Genomic DNA, 18212 nt, shown 5'->3' with positions numbered 1-18212 from the left:
GCCGGCGCCCGCGCCGCGGGCGAACGCCCGGTGCGCCGTACCCGTTCGGCGTCGGAGGGCTCCGCCTCGCAGGCCGCGGGCACGACGGGCACGACGGGCGCGACCGGAGCGACGGAACCGACGTCCGCGTCGCCGCGCCGGATGCGCTCGGCCTCCCAGGGCTCGGTCAGCCAGACGGCCGGCGGTGCCGGTGGTGCCCCTGACGCGGCCGCACCCGCCGAGCCGGCGGCCCGTCCGCCGCGCCGTGCGCGCAGCGCGAGCGAGGGTTCCGCCTCCCAGCGAGCGGGTGCGCAGGGAACCTCCGCAGGGCCGCGCCGCACCCGGAGCGCGTCCGAAGGCTCCGCGAGCCAGCGGGCCGAGGCGCCGGAGGCCGCCCGGGAAACGGGCGAGAAGCCCGAGGCACCCCAGGGGACGGGCAGCGAATCGTCCGCCGCGCCCCGGGCCGACCGGCCTGCCCGCAAGCCCTCGGTCCCGCCCCGCAGCCCCGACGCTCCCTGGCACCAGCCCCGTCCGGCTTACGAGGAACCTGAGCCGGAGTCCGGGCCGGCGCCCGGGACGCATGCCGGGACCGCCGTCGGCGACGAAGGCCGGCCCGCCGGCCCGAGCACCGAGGCAGGCGCCGAGACGGACACGGCAGCCGAGACGGACACGGCAGCCAGGAAGGACACGGCAGCCAGGAAGGACACGGCAGCCGAGAAGGACACCGGCGCGCCCCGCGAGCAGTCCCGCAAGCCCGACGCCGCTCCCGCTCCCGAGCAGTCCGACTCCACCCCGGGGCCGGATTCCACCCCGGGGCCGGACTCCACCCCGGAGCCGGATTCCACCCCGCAGTCGGATTCCGCCCCGGAGTCCGACTCCACCCCCGACTCCACCCCCGAGCAGTCGGACCCCGCCCCGGACCCCGACCGCACCCCCGACGACCCCGCAGGAGGCCCGCAGTGAACGACGTGCTCGACGTCACCCTGCGACTCCTGCTCGTCTTCGTCGTCTTCCTCACCTTCCCCCTGATCGTCGGTCAGACCGAGCACAAGGTGATGGCGCACATGCAGGGCCGCGTCGGCCCCATGTACGCCGGCGGCTTCCACGGCTGGGCCCAGCTCATCGCGGACGGGGTGAAGTTCGCGCAGAAGGAGGACGTGGTCCCGGCCGGCGCGGACCGCCGTGTCTTCCAGCTCGCCCCGGCCGTCGCCCTGCTGCCCTACCTCCTCGTCCTGCTCGCCATCCCGATCGGCCCCGGCCAGGGCGCCGTCGGGCAGGTGCTGGACGCGGGCGTGTTCTTCGTGCTCGCCGTCATGGGCGTCGGCGTCCTCGGCTCGCTGATGGCCGGCTGGGCGTCGGCCAACAAGTTCTCCCTCCTCGGCGGTCTGCGCACCGCCGCCCAGCTGCTCGCCTACGAGCTGCCGATGCTGCTCGCCGCCGCCTCGGTGGCGATGGCGGCCGGCACCGTGTCGCTGGTCGGCATCCTCGACGCCTTCGAGTGGTGGTGGCTGCCGTGGCAGATCACCGGCGCGCTCGTCTTCTTCATCGCCGGCCTCGCCGAGCTCCAGCGGCCGCCGTTCGACATGCCCGTCGCCGACTCGGAGATCATCTTCGGTGCCTACACCGAGTACACGGGCCTGCGCTTCGCCCTGTTCCTGCTCGCCGAGTACGCCGGGATCGTCGTGCTCTGCGGGCTGACCACCGTCCTGTTCCTCGGCGGCTGGCACGGACCCTGGGGCGCCGACGGACTCGGCTGGGTGTGGACCCTGCTGAAGACCGCCGTGCTCGCCTTCGTCGTCATCTGGCTCCGCGTCACCTACCCGCGCCTGCGCGAGGACCAGCTGCAGAAGTTCTCCTGGACCCTCCTCGTGCCCCTAGCCCTCGCTCAGATCGCCCTCACCGGCATCGTCAAGGTGGTGTTCCTGTAATGGCCCCGATCCCCGGCTCCGGCCTGGCCAAGGGCCTGGCCGTCACCCTGCGGACGATGACGAAGAAGTCCGTCACCGACCAGTACCCGGAGGCCCAGCCCGAGCTGCCGCCCCGCTCCCGCGGTGTGATCGGACTGTTCGAGGAGAACTGCACGGTCTGCATGCTGTGCGCCCGCGAGTGCCCGGACTGGTGCATCTACATCGACTCCCACAAGGAGACGATCCCGGCGGCGACCCCGGGCGGCCGCGAGCGCAGCCGCAACGTCCTGGACCGCTTCGCCATCGACTTCTCCCTCTGTATGTACTGCGGTATCTGCATCGAGGTCTGCCCCTTCGACGCGCTGTTCTGGTCCCCGGAGTTCGAGTACGCCGAGACCGACATCCGTGACCTCACCCACGAGCGCGACAAGCTCCGCGAGTGGATGTGGACGGTCCCCGCGCCCCCGGCCCTCGACCCCGGTGCCGAGGAGCCGAAGGAGCTCGCCGCGGCCCGCAAGACCGCCGACAAGCTGGCCCAGCAGCAGGCCGAAGAGTCACGGCAGGAGGAGCGGGAATGACGCTCGCAGCGACCGCCGCCGGCCTCACGCCCGGCACCGCACACCTGGCCGCCGAGACCCAGGGCTTCCTCTCGCCCACCGGGGTGGAGATCGCCTTCCTCCTCGTCGGACTGGTCACCTTCGGCGCCGCCGTGGTCACCGTCACCACCCGGCAGCTGGTGCACGCCGCCCTGTGGCTGGTGGTGGCCCTCGGCGGACTCGCCGTCGAGTACCTGCTGCTCACCGCCGAGTTCATCGCCTGGGTGCAGGTCCTCATCTATGTCGGTTCCGTCGTCGTGCTCCTCCTGTTCGGTCTGATGCTGACCCGCGCCCCCATCGGCCGCTCCCCGGACGCCGACTCGGGCAACCGCTGGGCGGCGCTCGTGGTGGCCGTCGCCTCCGCGGCGGCCCTCGTCTGGGTGGTGGTCGACGCCTTCCGCGCCACCTGGATCGACCTGGACGGCGCCCCCTCCGGATCCACCGAGGTGACCGGCGCGAGCCTCTTCCAGCACTGGGTCCTCCCCTTCGAGGCCCTCTCCGTCCTCCTCCTGGCGGCCCTGGTCGGCGCGATCGTCCTGTCCCGCAAGGCGAAGGCGGGGGCCCAGGCAGAGGCGGGGGCCCAGGCGGACGCGGCGTCCCTGGCAGACAAGGAAGGTGACCGCTGATGCACCTCGCCTATCCGGCCGTCCTGTCCGTCCTCCTCTTCTGCACCGGCCTGTACGGGGTCCTCGCCCGGCGCAACGCGATCCTGGTGCTGATGTCGGTCGAGCTGATGCTCAACGCCGTCAACCTCAACCTGGTCGCCTTCGACGCCTGGCTCAGCCGTGCCGCCCAGGACACCCTGCACTCCGGTCAGGCGCTGACCCTGTTCACCATCGCCATCGCCGCCGCCGAGATCGGCATCGGCCTGGCGATCGTCCTCGCCGTGTACCGCAACCGCGGCACGGCGCACATCGACAAGCTCCGCGACACCGCCGAGGGCCATGAGCCCGACGGCCCCGGCGGCGACGCCCACGGCAGTGACGCCTCCGCGATCCCGGCGGCCGGCGAGAAGGCTGAGGCCACAGCGTGACCACGACCACCCTCGCCGTCCTCGTCCCCCTCCTTCCGTTCCTCGGCGCGATCGCCGGGCTGCTGATGGGACGCACCGCGCCCGGCTTCGTGCGCCCGCTGGCCGTGCTGCCGACGCTCGCCTCCCTCGCGCTGGCCGTGACCGTGGCCGCCCGCCAGGGCGGTGACCGGGCCGTGGAGGCTGCGACCGAACTCACGCCCACCGGCTCGGTGCCGATCGAGCTCGCCCTGTTCACCGACGGCTTCGCCGCCCTGACGGCCGTCCTGGTCGGCGTCGTCGCGAGCTGTGTGCAGATCTACTCCACGGGCTATCTGCGCGACGACCCGCGCTACCCGTCCTACGCCGCCCTGGTCTCCCTGTTCACCTCCGCGATGCTGCTGGTCGTCTACTCGGGCGACCTGATGGTGCTGCTGGTCGGCTGGGAAGTCATGGGCATCTGCTCCTACTTCCTCGTCGGCCACTACTGGGAGACCCCCGAGGCACGTGCCGCCTCCCTCAAGGCCTTCCTGGTCACCAAGCTCGGCGACGTCCCCTTCCTCATCGGCCTGTTCGCGCTGGCCGCCGACGCCGGGTCGTTCCGCATCACCCGGATCCTCGGCGCCGTCGCCAACGGGGACATCGCGCACCCCACGCTGATCGCCCTGCTGCTCCTGGCGGGCGTGGCGGGCAAGTCGGCGCAGTTCCCGCTGCACACCTGGCTGCCCGACGCGATGGCGGGCCCGACGCCCGTCTCCGCCCTGATCCACGCCGCGACGATGGTCGCCGCCGGTGTCTACTTCGTCGCCCGTCTCCTCCCGCTGTTCGAGGCCTCCCAGGCCGCGATGACCGTGCTCGCCGTGATGGCGGCCGTGACCATGACCGGCTCGGCGCTCGCCGCGCTGGCCCAGGACGACATCAAGCGCGTCCTCGCCTACTCGACGATCGGCCAGCTCGGCTACATGACCGGCGCGCTCGCCGTCGCCGACCGCGGTGCCGCCGTCTTCCACCTCCTGTCCCACGGTGCCTTCAAGGCGCTGCTGTTCCTCGCCGCCGGCGTGATCATCCACGCCGCCGGCACCAACTCGCTCGCCGCCATGTCCCGCATGAGCGGGCTGCGCGACCGCGTCCCGGACGCCTACTGGACGATGACCGTGGCGCTGCTCGCGCTCGCCGCGATCCCGCCGTTCGCCGGCTTCTTCTCCAAGGAGGCCGTCCTGGGCGTCGCCGAGCACGTGGTCACCGGCACCGGCGACACCGGCCAGGCCCCCGCCGCCGCGGGCTGGATCGTCCTGCTCGCCGGCCTCGTCACCGCGCTGCTCACCGCCGCGTACGCGATGCGCCTGTGGCTGCTCGCGTTCCGCGGCCACGGCACCGAGGCCCCCGACCACGGCCGCCAGCCGCTCACCATGACCACCGTGCTCTGGGTCCTCGCCGTGCCCTCGATCGCCCTGGGCGGCCTCGCCTTCCGGACGCTGCCCGACTGGTTCGACGGCCACGGCCTCGGCCCGACCCTCACCACCTCCGTGCTCGGCACCGGCCTGGCCGTGGCCGGCGGCATCGTCACCTACGCCGCCTGGCGGCACACCAGCGCCGCAGCCGCCCGCGTCCCGCTCGGCGCCGTCGCCGCGCACCCGCAGGGCGACGCCGCCCGGGTCGAGGCCGAGGCCATCGCCACCCACGAGCCCGCCTACGGGGACGTGGCCCACGCACCCGACCCGGCCGACCCCGGCCGGCTCCTGCTGGGCCCGCTCCACCGGCACGCGGCCGTCGGCTTCCACCTCGACGCCGTGTACTCGGCCCTCTTCGTCCGCCCCGTCCGGGCCGGCGCGAGCCTGGTGTCCTTCCTCGACCGCGAGGTCGTCGAGACCTACGTACGCGGCGCGGGAGCCCTGCCCCGCTGGCTCGGCGCCGCCGTGCGCGGGGCCCAGACCGGCAATGTGCAGACCTATGTGAGCGCGCTGTTCGCCGGCACCGTCGTGCTCGCGGTGGCCGTCGTCCTCGTCGCCACGGGAGCGTGAGCAGGCGTGATCGATATCAGCGAGTCCGTGATGCAGTTCCTTCTGGCGTTCACCGTCGTCGCCCCGCTCCTCGGGGCCGCCGCGGCCCTGCTGCCCGCCCCGCCCGGGTTGAAGGGGACGTCACCCGAGCAGGCCGTGCTGCGCCACGGCGTCACCGTGACCGGCGCCGTCCTCATCGCGGTGATCGTCCTCGCGCTGGGCTTCGACCACGACCAGCCGTCGAAGATGCAGGCCACCACCGACATCAGCTGGATCCCCGCACTCGACGTGCGGATCCACCTCGGCACCGACGGCATCTCCCTCCCCCTTCTGGTCCTGACGGCGCTGCTGACCTTCCTCTGCGCGCTGTACTCCTACTTCAAGCCGCCCGCGGGACCCGCCCCGAAGGCCTTTGTCGCGCTGCTGCTCGTCCTCGAGTCCGGCACCCTCGCGACCTTCGCCGTCCTCGACCTGATCCTGTTCTTCCTCGCCTTCGAGATGGTCCTGATCCCGATGTACTTCCTCATCGCCCGCTGGGGCGGCGAGGGCCGGGCCGAGGCCGCCTGGAGGTTCGTCCTCTACACGCTGCTCGGCTCCGTGGTCATGCTGCTGGGCCTGCTCCTGATCGGAATCAAGGCGGGCACGTTCGACATGGTGGCACTCGCCACTGACAACGGCCGGTCACTGACCGCATCCGTGCAGGTCATCGCCGTACTGGCGATCGGGCTCGGGCTCGCCGTCAAGACCCCGATGTGGCCGCTGCACAGCTGGCTGCCCGACGCGCACACCGCAGCACCGACCGTCGGCTCGGTGCTGCTGGCCGGCGTCCTGCTGAAGATGGGCACCTACGGATTCGTCCGCATCCTGCTCCCCGCCGCACCCGACGGCTTCCGCACCTTCGCCCCGTACCTGGCGGCCTTCGCCGTCGTCGGCATCATCTACGGATCCCTCGCCTGCCTCGCCCTCGCCAAGCGCGGCACGAACGGCGACCTCAAGCGCCTGATCGCCTACTCCTCCGTCGGTCACATGGGCTTCGTCCTGCTCGGCATCGCCACCATGACCCCGACCGGCGTCAACGGCGCCCTGTTCGCCAACATCGCCCACGGCCTCATCACCGGCCTGCTGTTCTTCCTGGTCGGCGGCCTGAAGGAGCGCACCGGCAGCACCGGCCTCGACACCCTCGCCGAGGAGACCGGCGCCGCCCTCTACGGCAAGGCCCCCCGCCTCGGCGGACTGCTCGCCTTCGGCGCCGTCGCCTCCCTCGGACTGCCCGGACTCGCCGGGTTCTGGGGCGAGATGCTCGCCCTGTTCGGCGCCTTCGACCCCGCCGAGGGCCTCAGCCGCCCCGCCTTCCTCACCTTCATGGCGATCGGCGCCTTCGGCACCCTGCTGACCGCCGCCTACCTGCTGGTCGTGGTCCGCCGGGTCTGCATGGGCGCCGTCCCCCAGGAGGCCCCGAAACTCACCGACGTGCGCGGCTACGAGTTCGCGGCCTGGACCCCGCTCGTCGTCCTCACCGTCGTCGCCGGGCTGTGGCCCAGGGCCCTCCTCGGGCTGACCGACCCGGCCGTGCAGCAGCTCCTCGCAGGAGGCACCCGATGAGCTCCCTCGTCCAGTCCGTCGACTGGCTGGCCATCGCCCCGCCCACCATCGCCGCGGTCGTCGGACTCGCCGTCCTCGTCGCCGACCTGTTCGTCCCCGAGTCGCGCAAACCGCTGCTCGGCTGGCTGGCGGTGGCCGGCCTCGCCGCCGCCACCCTCATGCTGCTGCCCCTCCTCGGCGCCGACCGCGGCACCTTCTGCCTGGTCGGCGACGCGGGCGTGTGCAGCTACAACGCCGACCGGTTCACCCTCGTCATCCAGTTCCTGGTGCTCGGCGGCGCCCTCCTCGCCGCGCTCCTGTCCGTCACCACCCTCAAGGACGAGAACCGGCGCCTCCCCGAGGGCGAGTACTGGTTCCTCTTCCTCTCCTCCGCCGCCGGCGCCGCCCTGCTGCCCGCCTCCCGGGATCTCGCGACCCTCGTCGTCGCCCTGGAGGTCGCCTCCCTGCCCGCGTTCGCCCTGGTCGGCCTCCGCCACGGCGACCGCAAGTCGTCCGAGGCGGCCCTGAAGTTCTTCCTCTCCTCCGTCACCGCCACCGCGGTCACCCTGCTCGGCATCAGCTTCGTCTACGCCGCCACCGGCACCCTCCACCTCACCCTGGTGGCCGAGCGCATCCAGGACGTCGGCGGTCAGCTGCAGCTCCTCACCCAGACCGGCGTCGTCCTCACCCTGATCGGCTTCGCCTTCAAGACCGCCGCCGTCCCCTTCCACTTCTGGGTGCCCGACACCTACGTCGGCGCCCCCCTCCCCATCGCCGCCTACCTGTCCGTCATCGGCAAGGCGGTCGGCTTCTCCGGCCTGATCCTCGTCACCGTCGTCGCCTTCCCCTCCTACGCCGGCGTCTGGGGCCCGGCCCTCGCCGTGCTGGCCGCGCTCACCATGACCGCCGGCAACGTCGGCGCCCTCCGCCAGCAGGCCACCCGCGCCCACAGCGCCGTACGCCTGCTCGCCTGGTCCTCCGTCGGCCAGGCCGGCTACCTCCTGGTGCCGATCGCCGCCGCCGCGTACGCCGCCGACCCCGACCGGGCGATCGGCTCCACCCTCGCCTACGCGCTGATGTACGGCGCGGTGAACCTCGGCGCCTTCGCGGTCGCCGCCGTCGTCGGCCGCACCCAGCCCCTCAACCGCGTCTCCGACTACCGCGGCCTCTACGCCGCCAGCCCCCTCACCGCGCTCCTGCTCGCCTTCTTCCTGCTCTGCCTCGCCGGACTCCCGCCGGGCATCGTCGGCCTGTTCGCCAAGGTCACCGTCTTCTCCGCCGCCGTGGACGCGGGACTGGGCTGGCTGGCCGTCGTCATGGCCGTCAACGTCGTCATCGCCCTGGTCTACTACCTGAAGTGGACGGCGCTGCTGTTCCGCGCCCCCGAGGGCGCACCGGCCACGCACCGCCTCACGGCACCGCTCACCGCCGCGCTCGCCGTCACCGGCGTCCTCGGCATCGCCCTGTCCGGCGCGCCCCAGCTGATCCTCCGGTTCACGGACACGGGCCTGTTCTGAGCGGCTGCTGCCGCCGCTCCGGCCGGCTCGTAAGCCGCCGTTCGGGTCGGCTCGTACGCAACCGTTCAGGCCGGCCGTACCGCGTGGCCGACCGGCCCGTTCCGCGCGCCCGTACGCGCACTGGCGGGCGCCCTCGCGGGCGCCCTCGCGCGTGCCCTCACGCCTGCGGAACGCGCCTTCGTCACCCGGTCGGTTGACACGCGCCACCCCGCGCACAAGGGAACTAGTCCAGTTCGCCTGGCGTTGACCGGTACGGGAGGGTCCACTGGACGTGACACCACTACGACCAGTGGCAGCGCCGATCACCAGGAAGATCAGCCAGCAAGGGTTCCCCTGCCGCACGACTTGGAGGGCGTACCGTGCACCGCCGGCACAACGGGCTCAGGACTGCGGTCCTCCTCGGAAGCCTGTCCGCACTGATCATCGTCATCGGCAGCTTCTTCGGCCGGGTGGGGCTCGTCATCGCCGTTCTGGTCGCCCTCGGCACCAACGCCTACGCGTACTGGAACAGCGACAAGCTGGCCCTGCGCGCCATGCGGGCCCGCCCGGTCAGCGAGTTCGAGGCCCCGGGGCTGTACCGCATGGTCCGCGAGCTCTCCACGCAGGCCCGCCAGCCCATGCCCCGGCTCTACATCTCCCCGACGGAGGCGCCCAACGCCTTCGCCACCGGTCGCAATCCGCGCAACGCCGCAGTCTGCTGCACCGAGGGCATTCTGCGCCTGCTCGACGAGCGGGAGCTGCGCGGTGTCATCGGCCATGAGCTCAGCCACGTCTACAACCGGGACATCCTGATCTCCTCGGTCGCCGGAGCCCTCGCCTCCGTGATCATGTTCCTGGTCAACTTCGCCTGGCTGATCCCCATCGGCCGTTCCGACGACGACGACGGCCCCGGCCTGCTCGGCATGCTGCTGATCATGATCCTGGGACCGCTTGCCGCCACCCTGATCCAGCTGGCCATCAGCCGCTCCCGCGAGTACGAGGCGGACGCCTCCGGCTCCCAGCTCACCGGCGACCCGCTCGCCCTCGCCAGCGCGCTCCGCAAGCTGGAGCTCGGCACCAAGCAGCTCCCGCTGCCTCCCGAGCCCCGCATCGAGACGGCCAGCCACATGATGATCGCCAACCCGTTCCGCCCTGGCCAGGGGATGTCGAAGCTCTTCTCCACCCACCCGCCCATGGCAGAACGCATCGCCCGACTCGAAAAGATGGCAGGTGGCCCGCGGTGAAGACCATCCTCAACATCATCTGGCTCATACTGAGCGGCCTCTGGCTGTTCCTCGGCTACATGCTCGCCGGCGTGCTGCTCTGTATCACCATCATCGGCATCCCGTTCGGCATAGCCGCCTTCCGCATCGGCGTCTACGCCCTGTGGCCCTTCGGCTACACCACGGTCGAACGCCGGGACGCCGGCGCCGGCTCCGTCATCGGCAACGTCCTGTGGCTGATCCTCGCCGGCTGGTGGCTGGCCCTCGGCCACATCTTCACCGGCCTCGCCCTCTGCCTGACGATCATCGGCATCCCGCTCGGCATCGCCAACTTCAAGCTGATCCCGGTGTCCCTGCTGCCGATGGGCCGCGACATCGTCCGGACCGACCAGGCGTTCGTGTCGGGGTGGTAGGCGGCAGGGGCTGCGGTAGCGGGGGCGTTGCGGCCGATCCGGAGCCTTCCCCGAGCCCCGAGCCCCTGTTTCTTTCGCCTCCGCCTGGCCGACGCCCCGCAGTCACACAGGTGCCGACCGGAGTTCGTCCCCCGGGCCCCCGCAGCCGCCTGCCCTCTCCACCGCAGCGCTCCGCAGTCACGCAGCAGCCCGACCCGGAGTTCCTCCTTGGCTCTTCTGCCCTGCCCTGCCCTTCCCTTCCCTGCCCTGCCTTGCCGCCCCCGGCGATCCGCAACAAGACCACTGCCTACCCGGACTCCGCTCCCGACCCCCCGGGCCTCACCGCCCGACCCACTACCGCCACCGCCATTGCCATCGCCGCAGCCCGTAGGCGAGCACGCCCACCGCCAGCACTCCCGCCCCCACCACGACCGACAGCACCGGCAGGGAGAACGCCAGCAGCAGGCACCCGGCCAGCCCCACCGCCGGCAGCAGCCGCGCCGTCGGCCGCGAATCCAGCGTCCACGCCGAGGCGTTGGCCACCGCGTAGTAGAGCAGCACGCCGAAGGACGAGAACCCGATCGCGCCCCGCAGGTCCACCGTGGCGGCGAGCACGCCAACGACCGCCCCCACGGCCAGCTCCGCCCGGTGCGGCACCCGGAAGCGCGGATGGACGGCGCTCAGAGCCACCGGCAGATGCCGGTCCCGGGCCATCGCCAGCACCGTGCGCGACACCCCCAGGATCAGCGCCAGCAGCGACCCCAGCGCGGCCACCGCCGCACCCACCCGCACCACCGGCGCCGCCTCCGGCAGCCCAGCCGCCCGCACCGCCTCCGCCAGCGGCGCCGCGGCCTCCCCGAGCTCCCGCGCACCCAGTACCGAGAGCACTGCAGCCGCGACCGCCGCATACACCACCAGCGCGATCCCGAGAGCCAGCGGCACCGCCCGCGGGATGGTGCGCTCCGGATCCCGCACCTCCTCACCGAGCGTCGCGATCCGCGCGTACCCCGCGAAGGCGAAGAACAGCAGCCCGGCCGCCTGAAGCACCCCACCCGCACCCGCATCCGAGGCCACGAGACGCAGCTCCCCGGCATCCGCCCGCCCGGAGACCAGGCACACGACCACCACCCCGGCGAGCACCGCCAGCACCACCGCCACGATCGCCCGCGTCAGCCAGGCCGACTTCTTCACCCCGCCGTAGTTCACCGCCGTCAGCGCCACCACCGCGGCGACCGCCACCGCCTGCGCCTGACCAGGCCACACATACGAGCCCACGGTGAGCGCCATCGCCGCGCACGAGGCCGTCTTGCCGACCACGAACGCCCAGCCCGCCAGGTAGCCCCAGAACTCCCCGAGCCGCTCCCGCCCGTACACATACGTGCCGCCCGAAGCCGGATACCGGGCGGCGAGCCGCGCCGACGACATGGCGTTGCAGTACGCGACCACGGCAGCGAGTGCCAGCCCCAGCAGAAGTCCCGTACCGGCGGCCCGGGCGGCCGGCGCCAGAGCGGCGAAGATCCCGGCGCCCAGCATCGAGCCGAGCCCCATGACCACGGCGTCATCGAGCCCGAGAGTGCGGCGCAGTTCCGCGCCGGAGCGTCCCGTCATGAACCGGAACCCTACTGATCAGCGCAACCAGCGCGCGTCCCGCCCGCGTCCTGCACACCAACACCGCACGAACACGCACCCTGCACGCCTGTAGGTTCTGCAGGCCCGCATGCCGCGAGCGGGGGGAGTGCGAGGCCGGTCAGAAGGGGCAGGTACACGGCATGACAATCATCAGCTGGATCATTCTCGGACTGCTGGCCGGAGCCATCGCGAAGTTCCTGCTCCCGGGCCGCGACCCGGGCGGCCTCATCGGCACCACCCTCATCGGCATCGCCGGCGCCTTCATCGGCGGCTGGATCTCGGCCCGCTGGCTGGACCACCCGATCACCAAGGACTTCTACGACGGCGCGACCTGGGCCGCCGCGATCGGCGGCTCCCTGGTCCTGCTGATCGCCTACCGCCTCTTCTTCGGCCACTCCCGCGACTGACCCGGCACGCCCGGCACACGGACCCCGACACGACCGGGACACGAGACACACGACCGGGACACGACAAAGGGTGGGCCCCGACGACCCGGGGGGGACCCACCCTTCGTGTTCTTCGTGCTCTACCAGCAGCTGGCTCGCCTACCGGCGGTTTCCCTACCGGTAGTTCACGAACTTCCCGCCATGATCGCCTGACCTGCGTACACGCCAGAATCGGCGCTCTGACCTGCGGTAATCACTTTCGGTGATTGCCGCAGGTTTTCATGTTTTTCTGGGGCCATGTGCCCTCGCTGTGCCCTCGCCCTGCCCGGCGACGCGGGTCGCCCGGTGTCGGGGCGGCGTGCGGCGGGAACGTTCATCTGAGACCGGGCGCCGGGTGTGCCCCCGTCTTGCGTCTGTTCCGTTCGCCCCGGGCGCCCGGGTGTCGGGACCTACCATCGGAGTACAGCAGCCTGCAAACGCACTGGGGTGATCGTGAGCAACTGGGCCGACCTTACGAACGGGCAGCGCATCAAGCACCTACGGGGCTCCGATCTGACGCAGCAGGGACTCGCGGATGCCGCAGGGGTCTCCCTCGCCCTGGTGCAGAAAGCGGAGCAGGACCGCGGCGAGTTGTCCGTCGGCTCGCTGCTCAAATTCGCCCACGCGCTGAACACAGACGTATCCGTGATCCTGGGGCAACAGGCACCGCGCCGGGGCATGGACCAGGGCGACCGCGCTGCGCTGCGCCAACTGTCCGACGCTGTGCACGAGAGCGCCCTCGGCGAGTGGGAAGGCATCGAGGACCCGAGCACCGTCGAGGACCTGAGCAAGGCGCGCGACCGTGCGTGGGACGCCTACTGGGCGAGCGACACGGCGAAGGTCAGTAGCTACGCCTCCAAGGTGCTCATGGAAGGGCAGGTTCGGTACGCGAGCGCTACGGGCAGCGAGCGCGAGCAGTTGGGTTCCATCCTGGCGAGCACCTACCGCGTAGCCGCGTCCTGCTCGAACGGATTCGGGCAACGCGACCTTGCGTTGAGCGCGCTCACGTCGGCGAAGCACCTCGCGCGGGAAGTCGATGACCCTGTGATGACGGCGCTGTTGGAATCCACGCTGTCGTGGATCTACCTGCGCGGCGCCAAGTTGCCGCGCGCCGTCGCCGTGGCCGAGCGGGCGGCACTGGCAGTCGAGCCGTCGTTCAGTAACGGGTCGCGCCCGCAGTTGCTCGCGTACGGGCGGCTGATGATCTCCGCGGCTGTGGCAGCGTCGCGGCGGGAGGACGAGAGCGCGGCCGACGACTACATCTCGCAGGCGCACGCCGCAGCGGCGAGGCTCGGGCGAGACGAGAAGTTGTATGGGACCAGCTTCGGCCCAACGGCGGCGAAGACCGAGGCGGTTGGAATCCACGTCGCTCTGAAGAACTACGGGCGCGCGCTGAAGCTCGCCAGTCACCCCGACATGAAGACGCTGCCCAGGTCCATGTCGAAGGTTGCCCGCAACCGCTACAAGCTCGACGTCGCCCTCGCGCAGTGCGCGGCCGGCCTTTACGACCAGGCCGGAGACACGCTGATCGAGGTGGCGCTCGATGCTCCGGAGTGGGTCAAGCATCAGGCATTGCCCGGCGTCATCGGTAAGCGCCTTGCGAAGGTGTCCACGGCGCGCGTGCGGAACATCAGCGAACTCATCGGCATGCCCTTGATCGCGTGAGTCCTACGGAGCGTAGGAGCGCCAGCCCGACAACTACGCCCGGTCGTACGCCTCATCACTTCACCGTAGGTGATCGAGTGAGCACGATTGATGCATGGTCAGCGTCGAGAGCGGACAGAGGCAGGGGCGGGCGAGGGTCCGCCGAACCGAAGGCGACCTGAGACGGCGACAGGCACTTGCGGACGCGGCAGCGGGTGTCAGGCCGGGTGAGGTCGACGTGCCGGCCGAGGCTGCGAAAGTCGAGCGGTTCCGCTGCGTGATCTACCTGTGCGGCGCCCCCAACACGGACATCACGGCGCCCCGCCAGGAGTGCACCGAGTACGCCGAGGCGTTCGGGTGGGAGATCACGGACGTGATCGAGGAACGCGCGGGCCTCCTGTCGCCGCATGGGCGGGACGGGCTGGGACAGGCCGTCGAGCACATCAAGAGCGGCGAGGCCGGGGCAGTGCTCACGGCGTGGCGCTCGATGATCTCTTCCGTGCCGCAGGAGTACGACGAGGTGGCGCGCGAGATCGAGAAGGCCGGCGGCTTCCTGCACGTCAAGGATTCGGCGCACAGCGAGAGAAGGGTCGCGCGGTGACTCGTCGCAGGTTCCGCTACGTCCCGTTCACCATCGAGCAGGACCAAACGGCAGAACCGGAGTACGACGCACGGTGCGTGTCCGGCGACGAGACCGAGTGTGGGGCGGAGTCCGGCACGCACAGCGGCCCGGAACCTGTCGAGGAGTGGCAGCGCAAGCACACGCAGGAGACCGGACACCGACGCTATCGCCGAAACTTCGGCGACTACGCCGTGATGCGGCCCCCTGCACAACTCGCCGAACTCGTACGGGCGGACGGGGGCACGGCGTGACATTCGCCCCGGCCATTGCGCGCCTCTGGCGTGATGCCTGGCCGCTCGTTGCGCAGACGGACGACGGGAACCCGTGGGTGACCGGGGCCTGTTGGCTGTACTGCCGGCGCGAGGGCGTACGCGTCCTGTGGGTCGGTTCGGTGACGACGCCGGGCGCAACGGGTGACTTATACGCGTGCGGCCCATGCATCGCGGAGCTTGACCACATAGTGCGAGTCCAGTCGCACGACCGGGACCGAACCACAGACCGCATCGCGCAGTCCGCCACGCTCACCGTGCCCGCACACGCGCCCCCGCCGCAGCCCCTGCCCACGGGCGCGGCTGGGGGCCGTCACCGACTGCCCCGCCGTTGAAGACTCCGCCCCCTGCCGGGACGACCCGTTCACAGGTTCTCCCACACCATCCCCGGCAGGGGGCGGGCACAACCCCCGCCCCGGTCGGATCATCCGCCCGCACCCCTTGGACAGGTCGAGCGCCTGCCGGGGCGGGTTCGGCACGACACCACCGTACGGAGCGACCAAGGAGGAGACTTGTCAACGAGCCTCGCAGGTACCGAGACCACCACGCCGACCCCGTGGGGGCTGCGCCGTATGGCCCCGCTGCGCAACGGTTCCCCCTCGCCGTGGCGGTACGCGGGCCTCGACCCGGCCACGCAGACCGGCCGATGGATCGGCGAGGGCGGGGTCATGACGCCGGCCGAACTCGGTAAGCACGGCACCAGCGTCAACACCTACCCGCCCACCCAGGTCAGCAAGGACGGAAAGCAGGACTCCGACTCTGGCCACGACGCGTCGCAGGACTGAGGGGGGAGCGTCATGGACGGACGCCCGGTGCTGGTCTGCACAGAGTTAGAGGACGCAACCGCCGATCTGGTCATCGCCGAGTTGAACCGGCGCCGGGTGCCCGTCCTCCGGTTCGACCCGGGGCGCGACTTCCCCGCCCCCGCGGTGCTTGACGCGCGTATCGAAGCGGGCGGGTGGACCGGGCGGCTGACCGTCGGGAACCGCACGGCCGACCTGTCTGCGGTGCGTGCCCTGTACCACCGCCGACCGAGTCCCTACCCGACGGGGACCGGCGAGCAGGCGGCCAGGTTCGTAGCGCAGGAGAACCGGCGTGGCCTGGGCGGCGTGCTCGGCGCGCTGTCGGGGTGCCTGTACCTGAGCCACCCGCAGGCCATTGCGCGGGCGGAGTACAAGCCCGCGCAGCTCGACGCGGCGACCCGGGTAGGGCTCACGGTCCCGGCCACCCTGATCACGAATGACCCGATGGAGGCCAAGGCGTTCTGTGCCGCACAGCCCACCATCTACAAGCCCTTGCACGCCGGGGCGTACGAGGTGCAGGGCGAGCCCGCCGGCATCTGGGCCGCCCCCGTCGAGGCGGGCGAGATCGACGGCGGCGTGAGCCACAGCGCCCACCTGTTCCAAGCGCAGGTGCCCAAGGTGGCGGACGTGCGCGCGGTCGTCGTCGGCGAGCGGGTGTTCAGCGCTCGTATCACGGCGCCGCCCGGGGTCGTGGACTGGCGAGCCGAGTACCAGAACCTCACCTACGAGCCGATCACCTGCCCGGACGGGATGGGCGGGGCGTTGGTGCGGTTCCTCGCCGACTTCGGCCTGAACTTCGGCGCCTTCGACTTCGCGGTGACCGCGGACGGTGCATGGTGGTTCCTGGAGTGCAACCCCAACGGCCAATGGGCGTGGCTCGAAGACGCGGCCGGACTGCCGATCACACACGCAATCGCAGACCTGTTGGAGAACGGAGCGAGCCAGCATGAGTGACACCCTGCCGTCGGAACACCTCCGGGCCGACCTCGCGCGGCGCCTGGCCAAGTCGGGCGCCCTGCACAGCCCGCAATGGGAAGCGGCCGTCATGGCCGTACCCCGTGAGGCGTTCCTCGCCCGTGGCTGGTTCGAGTACGAAGACGGCGGCTGGTACCGCCCGGCGACGGGGGGCACAGAGGCCGGACTCGCGCGGATCTACGAAGACGACACCCTCGTGACGCAGGTGGCCGGCGGCGTCTTCCCCGACCAGGTCGAGGGGCGTATCGCCGCTGCCCCTTCGTCGTCGTCCACCCTGCCGAGCCTCGTCGTTCGGATGCTCGAAGACCTGCGGGCGGCGGAGGGAACGCGCGTGCTGGAGATCGGCACGGGCACGGGCTACTCAACCGCGCTGCTGTGCCATGTCGTCGGCGAGGACAACGTGACCACGGTCGAGGTGGACGCGGAGGTGTCCGCCCGCGCGGGAATGGCCCTCGCGGGCGCCGGGTACTGGCCCACGCGCGTGGTCGGCGACGGCCTCGCGGGCTACAAGGAGTGCAGCCCGTATGACCGGGTGATCGCCACGTGCAGCGTGCGCACCGTGCCGGCCGACTGGCTCGCGCAGACCCGGCCCGGCGGTGAGGTGCTGGTCACGGTCGGCGGTTGGATGCACGCCTCCGAACTCGTCCGGCTCACGGTCGCCGACGACGGCACGGCCAGCGGCCCCGTTCTGGGCGGGCAGGTGTCGTTCATGCTGGCTCGCCCCCACCTTCCGCCCCCGCTGGGCATCCTGCCGAACCTGAGCGAGGGCGACCCGGCGCCCACAGAGCTGGGTGCTGATGCGCTCGACGACTGGACCGCCCGGTTCGTTGCCCAGTTCGCCGCGCCGGGCGCGCAACGGCTCACCCTGGAACGGGACGGCCGCACCGAACACGTCGTGATCGACGTGGACGCGGAGTCATGGGCGGTGGTCTTCCAAGAGGGCGGCCGGTGGCTGGTGCGGCAGGGCGGCCCGGCGCGGCCGTGGGACGAGATCACCGAGCGAGTCGCGCAGTGGCAGGCGGACGGGTGCCCGCCTGCCGGCCGTATGCGGCTGCACGTCGGCCCCGACGGGCAACGCCTCACCTGGGCGTGACCGAGGGCTGACGGCTCCGATACCGCCCCGCCCGTCCGTCGTTCCCCCGTGGCGGATGGGCGGGGCTTCCTTACGCGCTCGCGGAGGAATCTCCGGGCGCTTGCGCGGGCTTTTGCTCAGCCACGTACGTACCACGCCCCGACACCGCGTAGACGAGTCCTTCCTCGGCGAGTACCGCGATGGCACGACGGACCGTCGGCCGAGACAGGCCGTACTCGTCGGCGAGCGCGTTCTCGCCGGGGATGGCGCGGTTGGGCCTCCAGTCGCCCCGCTCCACCCGTGCGCGCAAGATCCCGGCGAGCTGCTGAAACGGCGCCTCTGGCGCGTCGCGCTCCACCTTGTCATCGGGCCCGTACTCCATGCGCCGAAGGTATCCGGCCGACGCCATAACGGCACCCATCTGACAGGCTCATACAAGCCTTTACAGGCTTTTACAGGTGGGGCTAGGGTCGCCCCACAAGAAAGCCCCGGCGACGACGGGCTAGGTCGTCACCGGGGCGGAGTGCCCATCAGCTAAGACGTTGTTTCACTTGGTGAGTCGGCGATGGGCGATGAGGGCTGCGGCTATG

The 18212-nt window shown here is 71.6% G+C and carries 18 protein-coding genes and 1 pseudogene; 17 read left to right on the top strand and 2 right to left on the bottom strand.

Features of this window, described 5'->3' with window-relative positions:
* From ABD207_RS27315 to ABD207_RS27270, 10 genes and pseudogenes are all read left to right on the top strand, one after another.
* A pseudogene (locus ABD207_RS27315) lies at positions 1-942 on the top strand (NADH-quinone oxidoreductase subunit C); the annotation flags it as partial.
* A complete protein-coding gene (locus tag ABD207_RS27310) occupies positions 939-1907 on the top strand; it encodes a complex I subunit 1/NuoH family protein (protein ID WP_344015853.1) in 969 nt (322 codons plus the stop codon). The pseudogene ABD207_RS27315 and the gene ABD207_RS27310, both read left to right, overlap by 4 nt.
* Positions 1907-2464, top strand: coding sequence for a NuoI/complex I 23 kDa subunit family protein (locus ABD207_RS27305; protein ID WP_344015852.1), 558 nt, complete (start codon positions 1907-1909; stop codon positions 2462-2464). The genes ABD207_RS27310 and ABD207_RS27305 overlap by 1 nt, the downstream gene beginning before the upstream one ends.
* A complete protein-coding gene (locus ABD207_RS27300) occupies positions 2461-3108 on the top strand; it encodes an NADH-quinone oxidoreductase subunit J family protein (RefSeq protein ID WP_344015851.1) in 648 nt (215 codons plus the stop codon). The genes ABD207_RS27305 and ABD207_RS27300 overlap by 4 nt, the downstream gene beginning before the upstream one ends.
* On the top strand, positions 3108-3515 hold the full coding sequence (gene nuoK / locus ABD207_RS27295) for an NADH-quinone oxidoreductase subunit NuoK (RefSeq protein WP_344015849.1): 408 nt from the start codon (positions 3108-3110) through the stop codon (positions 3513-3515). Before ABD207_RS27300 ends, nuoK begins: the two co-directional genes overlap by 1 nt.
* Positions 3512-5512 carry an NADH-quinone oxidoreductase subunit 5 family protein gene (locus tag ABD207_RS27290; RefSeq protein WP_344015847.1) on the top strand — a complete coding sequence of 667 codons (2001 nt, stop codon included), beginning with the start codon at positions 3512-3514 and terminating at the stop codon, positions 5510-5512. Before nuoK ends, ABD207_RS27290 begins: the two co-directional genes overlap by 4 nt.
* Positions 5513-5518: 6 nt before the next feature.
* A complete protein-coding gene (locus tag ABD207_RS27285) occupies positions 5519-7093 on the top strand; it encodes a complex I subunit 4 family protein (protein ID WP_344015846.1) in 1575 nt (524 codons plus the stop codon).
* The gene (locus ABD207_RS27280; protein WP_344015845.1) at positions 7090-8589 is read left to right on the top strand and encodes an NADH-quinone oxidoreductase subunit N; all 1500 of its coding nucleotides are present in this window, start codon (positions 7090-7092) and stop codon (positions 8587-8589) included. The genes ABD207_RS27285 and ABD207_RS27280 overlap by 4 nt, the downstream gene beginning before the upstream one ends.
* 359 nt (positions 8590-8948) lie before the next feature.
* Positions 8949-9812: a zinc metalloprotease HtpX gene (htpX, locus tag ABD207_RS27275; protein ID WP_344015844.1), complete on the top strand. Its 864-nt coding sequence runs from the start codon at positions 8949-8951 to the stop codon at positions 9810-9812.
* On the top strand, positions 9809-10204 hold the full coding sequence (locus ABD207_RS27270) for a YccF domain-containing protein (protein ID WP_344015842.1): 396 nt from the start codon (positions 9809-9811) through the stop codon (positions 10202-10204). Before htpX ends, ABD207_RS27270 begins: the two co-directional genes overlap by 4 nt.
* A 333-nt stretch (positions 10205-10537) precedes the next feature.
* On the opposite strand, the gene ABD207_RS27265 is transcribed toward ABD207_RS27270, so the two are convergent.
* Positions 10538-11791 carry an APC family permease gene (locus ABD207_RS27265; RefSeq protein WP_344015841.1) on the bottom strand — a complete coding sequence of 418 codons (1254 nt, stop codon included), beginning with the start codon at positions 11789-11791 and terminating at the stop codon, positions 10538-10540.
* 161 nt (positions 11792-11952) lie between these two features.
* Between ABD207_RS27265 and ABD207_RS27260 the strand changes: the two genes are divergently transcribed.
* The 7 genes from ABD207_RS27260 to tgmC all read left to right on the top strand — a co-directional run bounded on the left by ABD207_RS27260 (position 11953) and on the right by tgmC (position 17643).
* Positions 11953-12219, top strand: coding sequence for a GlsB/YeaQ/YmgE family stress response membrane protein (locus ABD207_RS27260; RefSeq protein ID WP_344015840.1), 267 nt, complete (start codon positions 11953-11955; stop codon positions 12217-12219).
* Positions 12220-12690: 471 nt separating this feature from the next.
* Positions 12691-13902: a helix-turn-helix domain-containing protein gene (locus tag ABD207_RS27255; RefSeq protein ID WP_344015839.1), complete on the top strand. Its 1212-nt coding sequence runs from the start codon at positions 12691-12693 to the stop codon at positions 13900-13902.
* Positions 13903-13996: 94 nt separating this feature from the next.
* Complete coding sequence (locus ABD207_RS27250; RefSeq protein ID WP_344015838.1) at positions 13997-14482, top strand: recombinase family protein; 486 nt, start codon at positions 13997-13999, stop codon at positions 14480-14482.
* A complete protein-coding gene (locus ABD207_RS27245) occupies positions 14479-14754 on the top strand; it encodes a DUF7848 domain-containing protein (RefSeq protein WP_344015837.1) in 276 nt (91 codons plus the stop codon). The genes ABD207_RS27250 and ABD207_RS27245 overlap by 4 nt, the downstream gene beginning before the upstream one ends.
* A gap of 530 nt (positions 14755-15284) precedes the next feature.
* Positions 15285-15557: a putative ATP-grasp-modified RiPP gene (gene tgmA / locus ABD207_RS27240; RefSeq protein ID WP_344015836.1), complete on the top strand. Its 273-nt coding sequence runs from the start codon at positions 15285-15287 to the stop codon at positions 15555-15557.
* A gap of 12 nt (positions 15558-15569) precedes the next feature.
* Positions 15570-16529: an ATP-grasp ribosomal peptide maturase gene (tgmB, locus tag ABD207_RS27235; protein WP_344015834.1), complete on the top strand. Its 960-nt coding sequence runs from the start codon at positions 15570-15572 to the stop codon at positions 16527-16529.
* Positions 16522-17643 carry an ATP-grasp peptide maturase system methyltransferase gene (gene tgmC / locus ABD207_RS27230; protein ID WP_344015833.1) on the top strand — a complete coding sequence of 374 codons (1122 nt, stop codon included), beginning with the start codon at positions 16522-16524 and terminating at the stop codon, positions 17641-17643. Before tgmB ends, tgmC begins: the two co-directional genes overlap by 8 nt.
* Positions 17644-17713: 70 nt before the next feature.
* On the opposite strand, the gene ABD207_RS27225 is transcribed toward tgmC, so the two are convergent.
* A complete protein-coding gene (locus ABD207_RS27225) occupies positions 17714-18004 on the bottom strand; it encodes a GntR family transcriptional regulator (protein ID WP_344015832.1) in 291 nt (96 codons plus the stop codon).
* Positions 18005-18212 lie beyond the last annotated feature (208 nt).

The sequence above is a fragment of the Streptomyces thermospinosisporus genome (genome assembly GCF_039526425.1).
Classification (GTDB): domain Bacteria; phylum Actinomycetota; class Actinomycetes; order Streptomycetales; family Streptomycetaceae; genus Streptomyces; species Streptomyces thermocarboxydovorans.
The sequence above is the reverse complement of the archived record's forward strand: the minus strand, read 5'-3'. Positions and strand labels throughout refer to the sequence as shown.

What these genes read in the sequence shown, in the direction of transcription:
- nuoK (WP_344015849.1), top strand. Translation starts at nt 3,108, where the DNA reads ATGCACCTCGCCTATCCGGCCGTCCTGTCCGTCCTCCTCTTCTGCACC.
- ABD207_RS27265 (WP_344015841.1), bottom strand. Translation starts at nt 11,791, where the DNA reads ATGACGGGACGCTCCGGCGCGGAACTGCGCCGCACTCTCGGGCTCGAT.
- ABD207_RS27250 (WP_344015838.1), top strand. Translation starts at nt 13,997, where the DNA reads ATGGTCAGCGTCGAGAGCGGACAGAGGCAGGGGCGGGCGAGGGTCCGC.
- ABD207_RS27280 (WP_344015845.1), top strand. Translation starts at nt 7,090, where the DNA reads ATGAGCTCCCTCGTCCAGTCCGTCGACTGGCTGGCCATCGCCCCGCCC.
- ABD207_RS27300 (WP_344015851.1), top strand. Translation starts at nt 2,461, where the DNA reads ATGACGCTCGCAGCGACCGCCGCCGGCCTCACGCCCGGCACCGCACAC.
- ABD207_RS27260 (WP_344015840.1), top strand. Translation starts at nt 11,953, where the DNA reads ATGACAATCATCAGCTGGATCATTCTCGGACTGCTGGCCGGAGCCATC.
- tgmB (WP_344015834.1), top strand. Translation starts at nt 15,570, where the DNA reads ATGGACGGACGCCCGGTGCTGGTCTGCACAGAGTTAGAGGACGCAACC.
- ABD207_RS27225 (WP_344015832.1), bottom strand. Translation starts at nt 18,004, where the DNA reads ATGGAGTACGGGCCCGATGACAAGGTGGAGCGCGACGCGCCAGAGGCG.
- tgmC (WP_344015833.1), top strand. Translation starts at nt 16,522, where the DNA reads ATGAGTGACACCCTGCCGTCGGAACACCTCCGGGCCGACCTCGCGCGG.
- ABD207_RS27305 (WP_344015852.1), top strand. Translation starts at nt 1,907, where the DNA reads ATGGCCCCGATCCCCGGCTCCGGCCTGGCCAAGGGCCTGGCCGTCACC.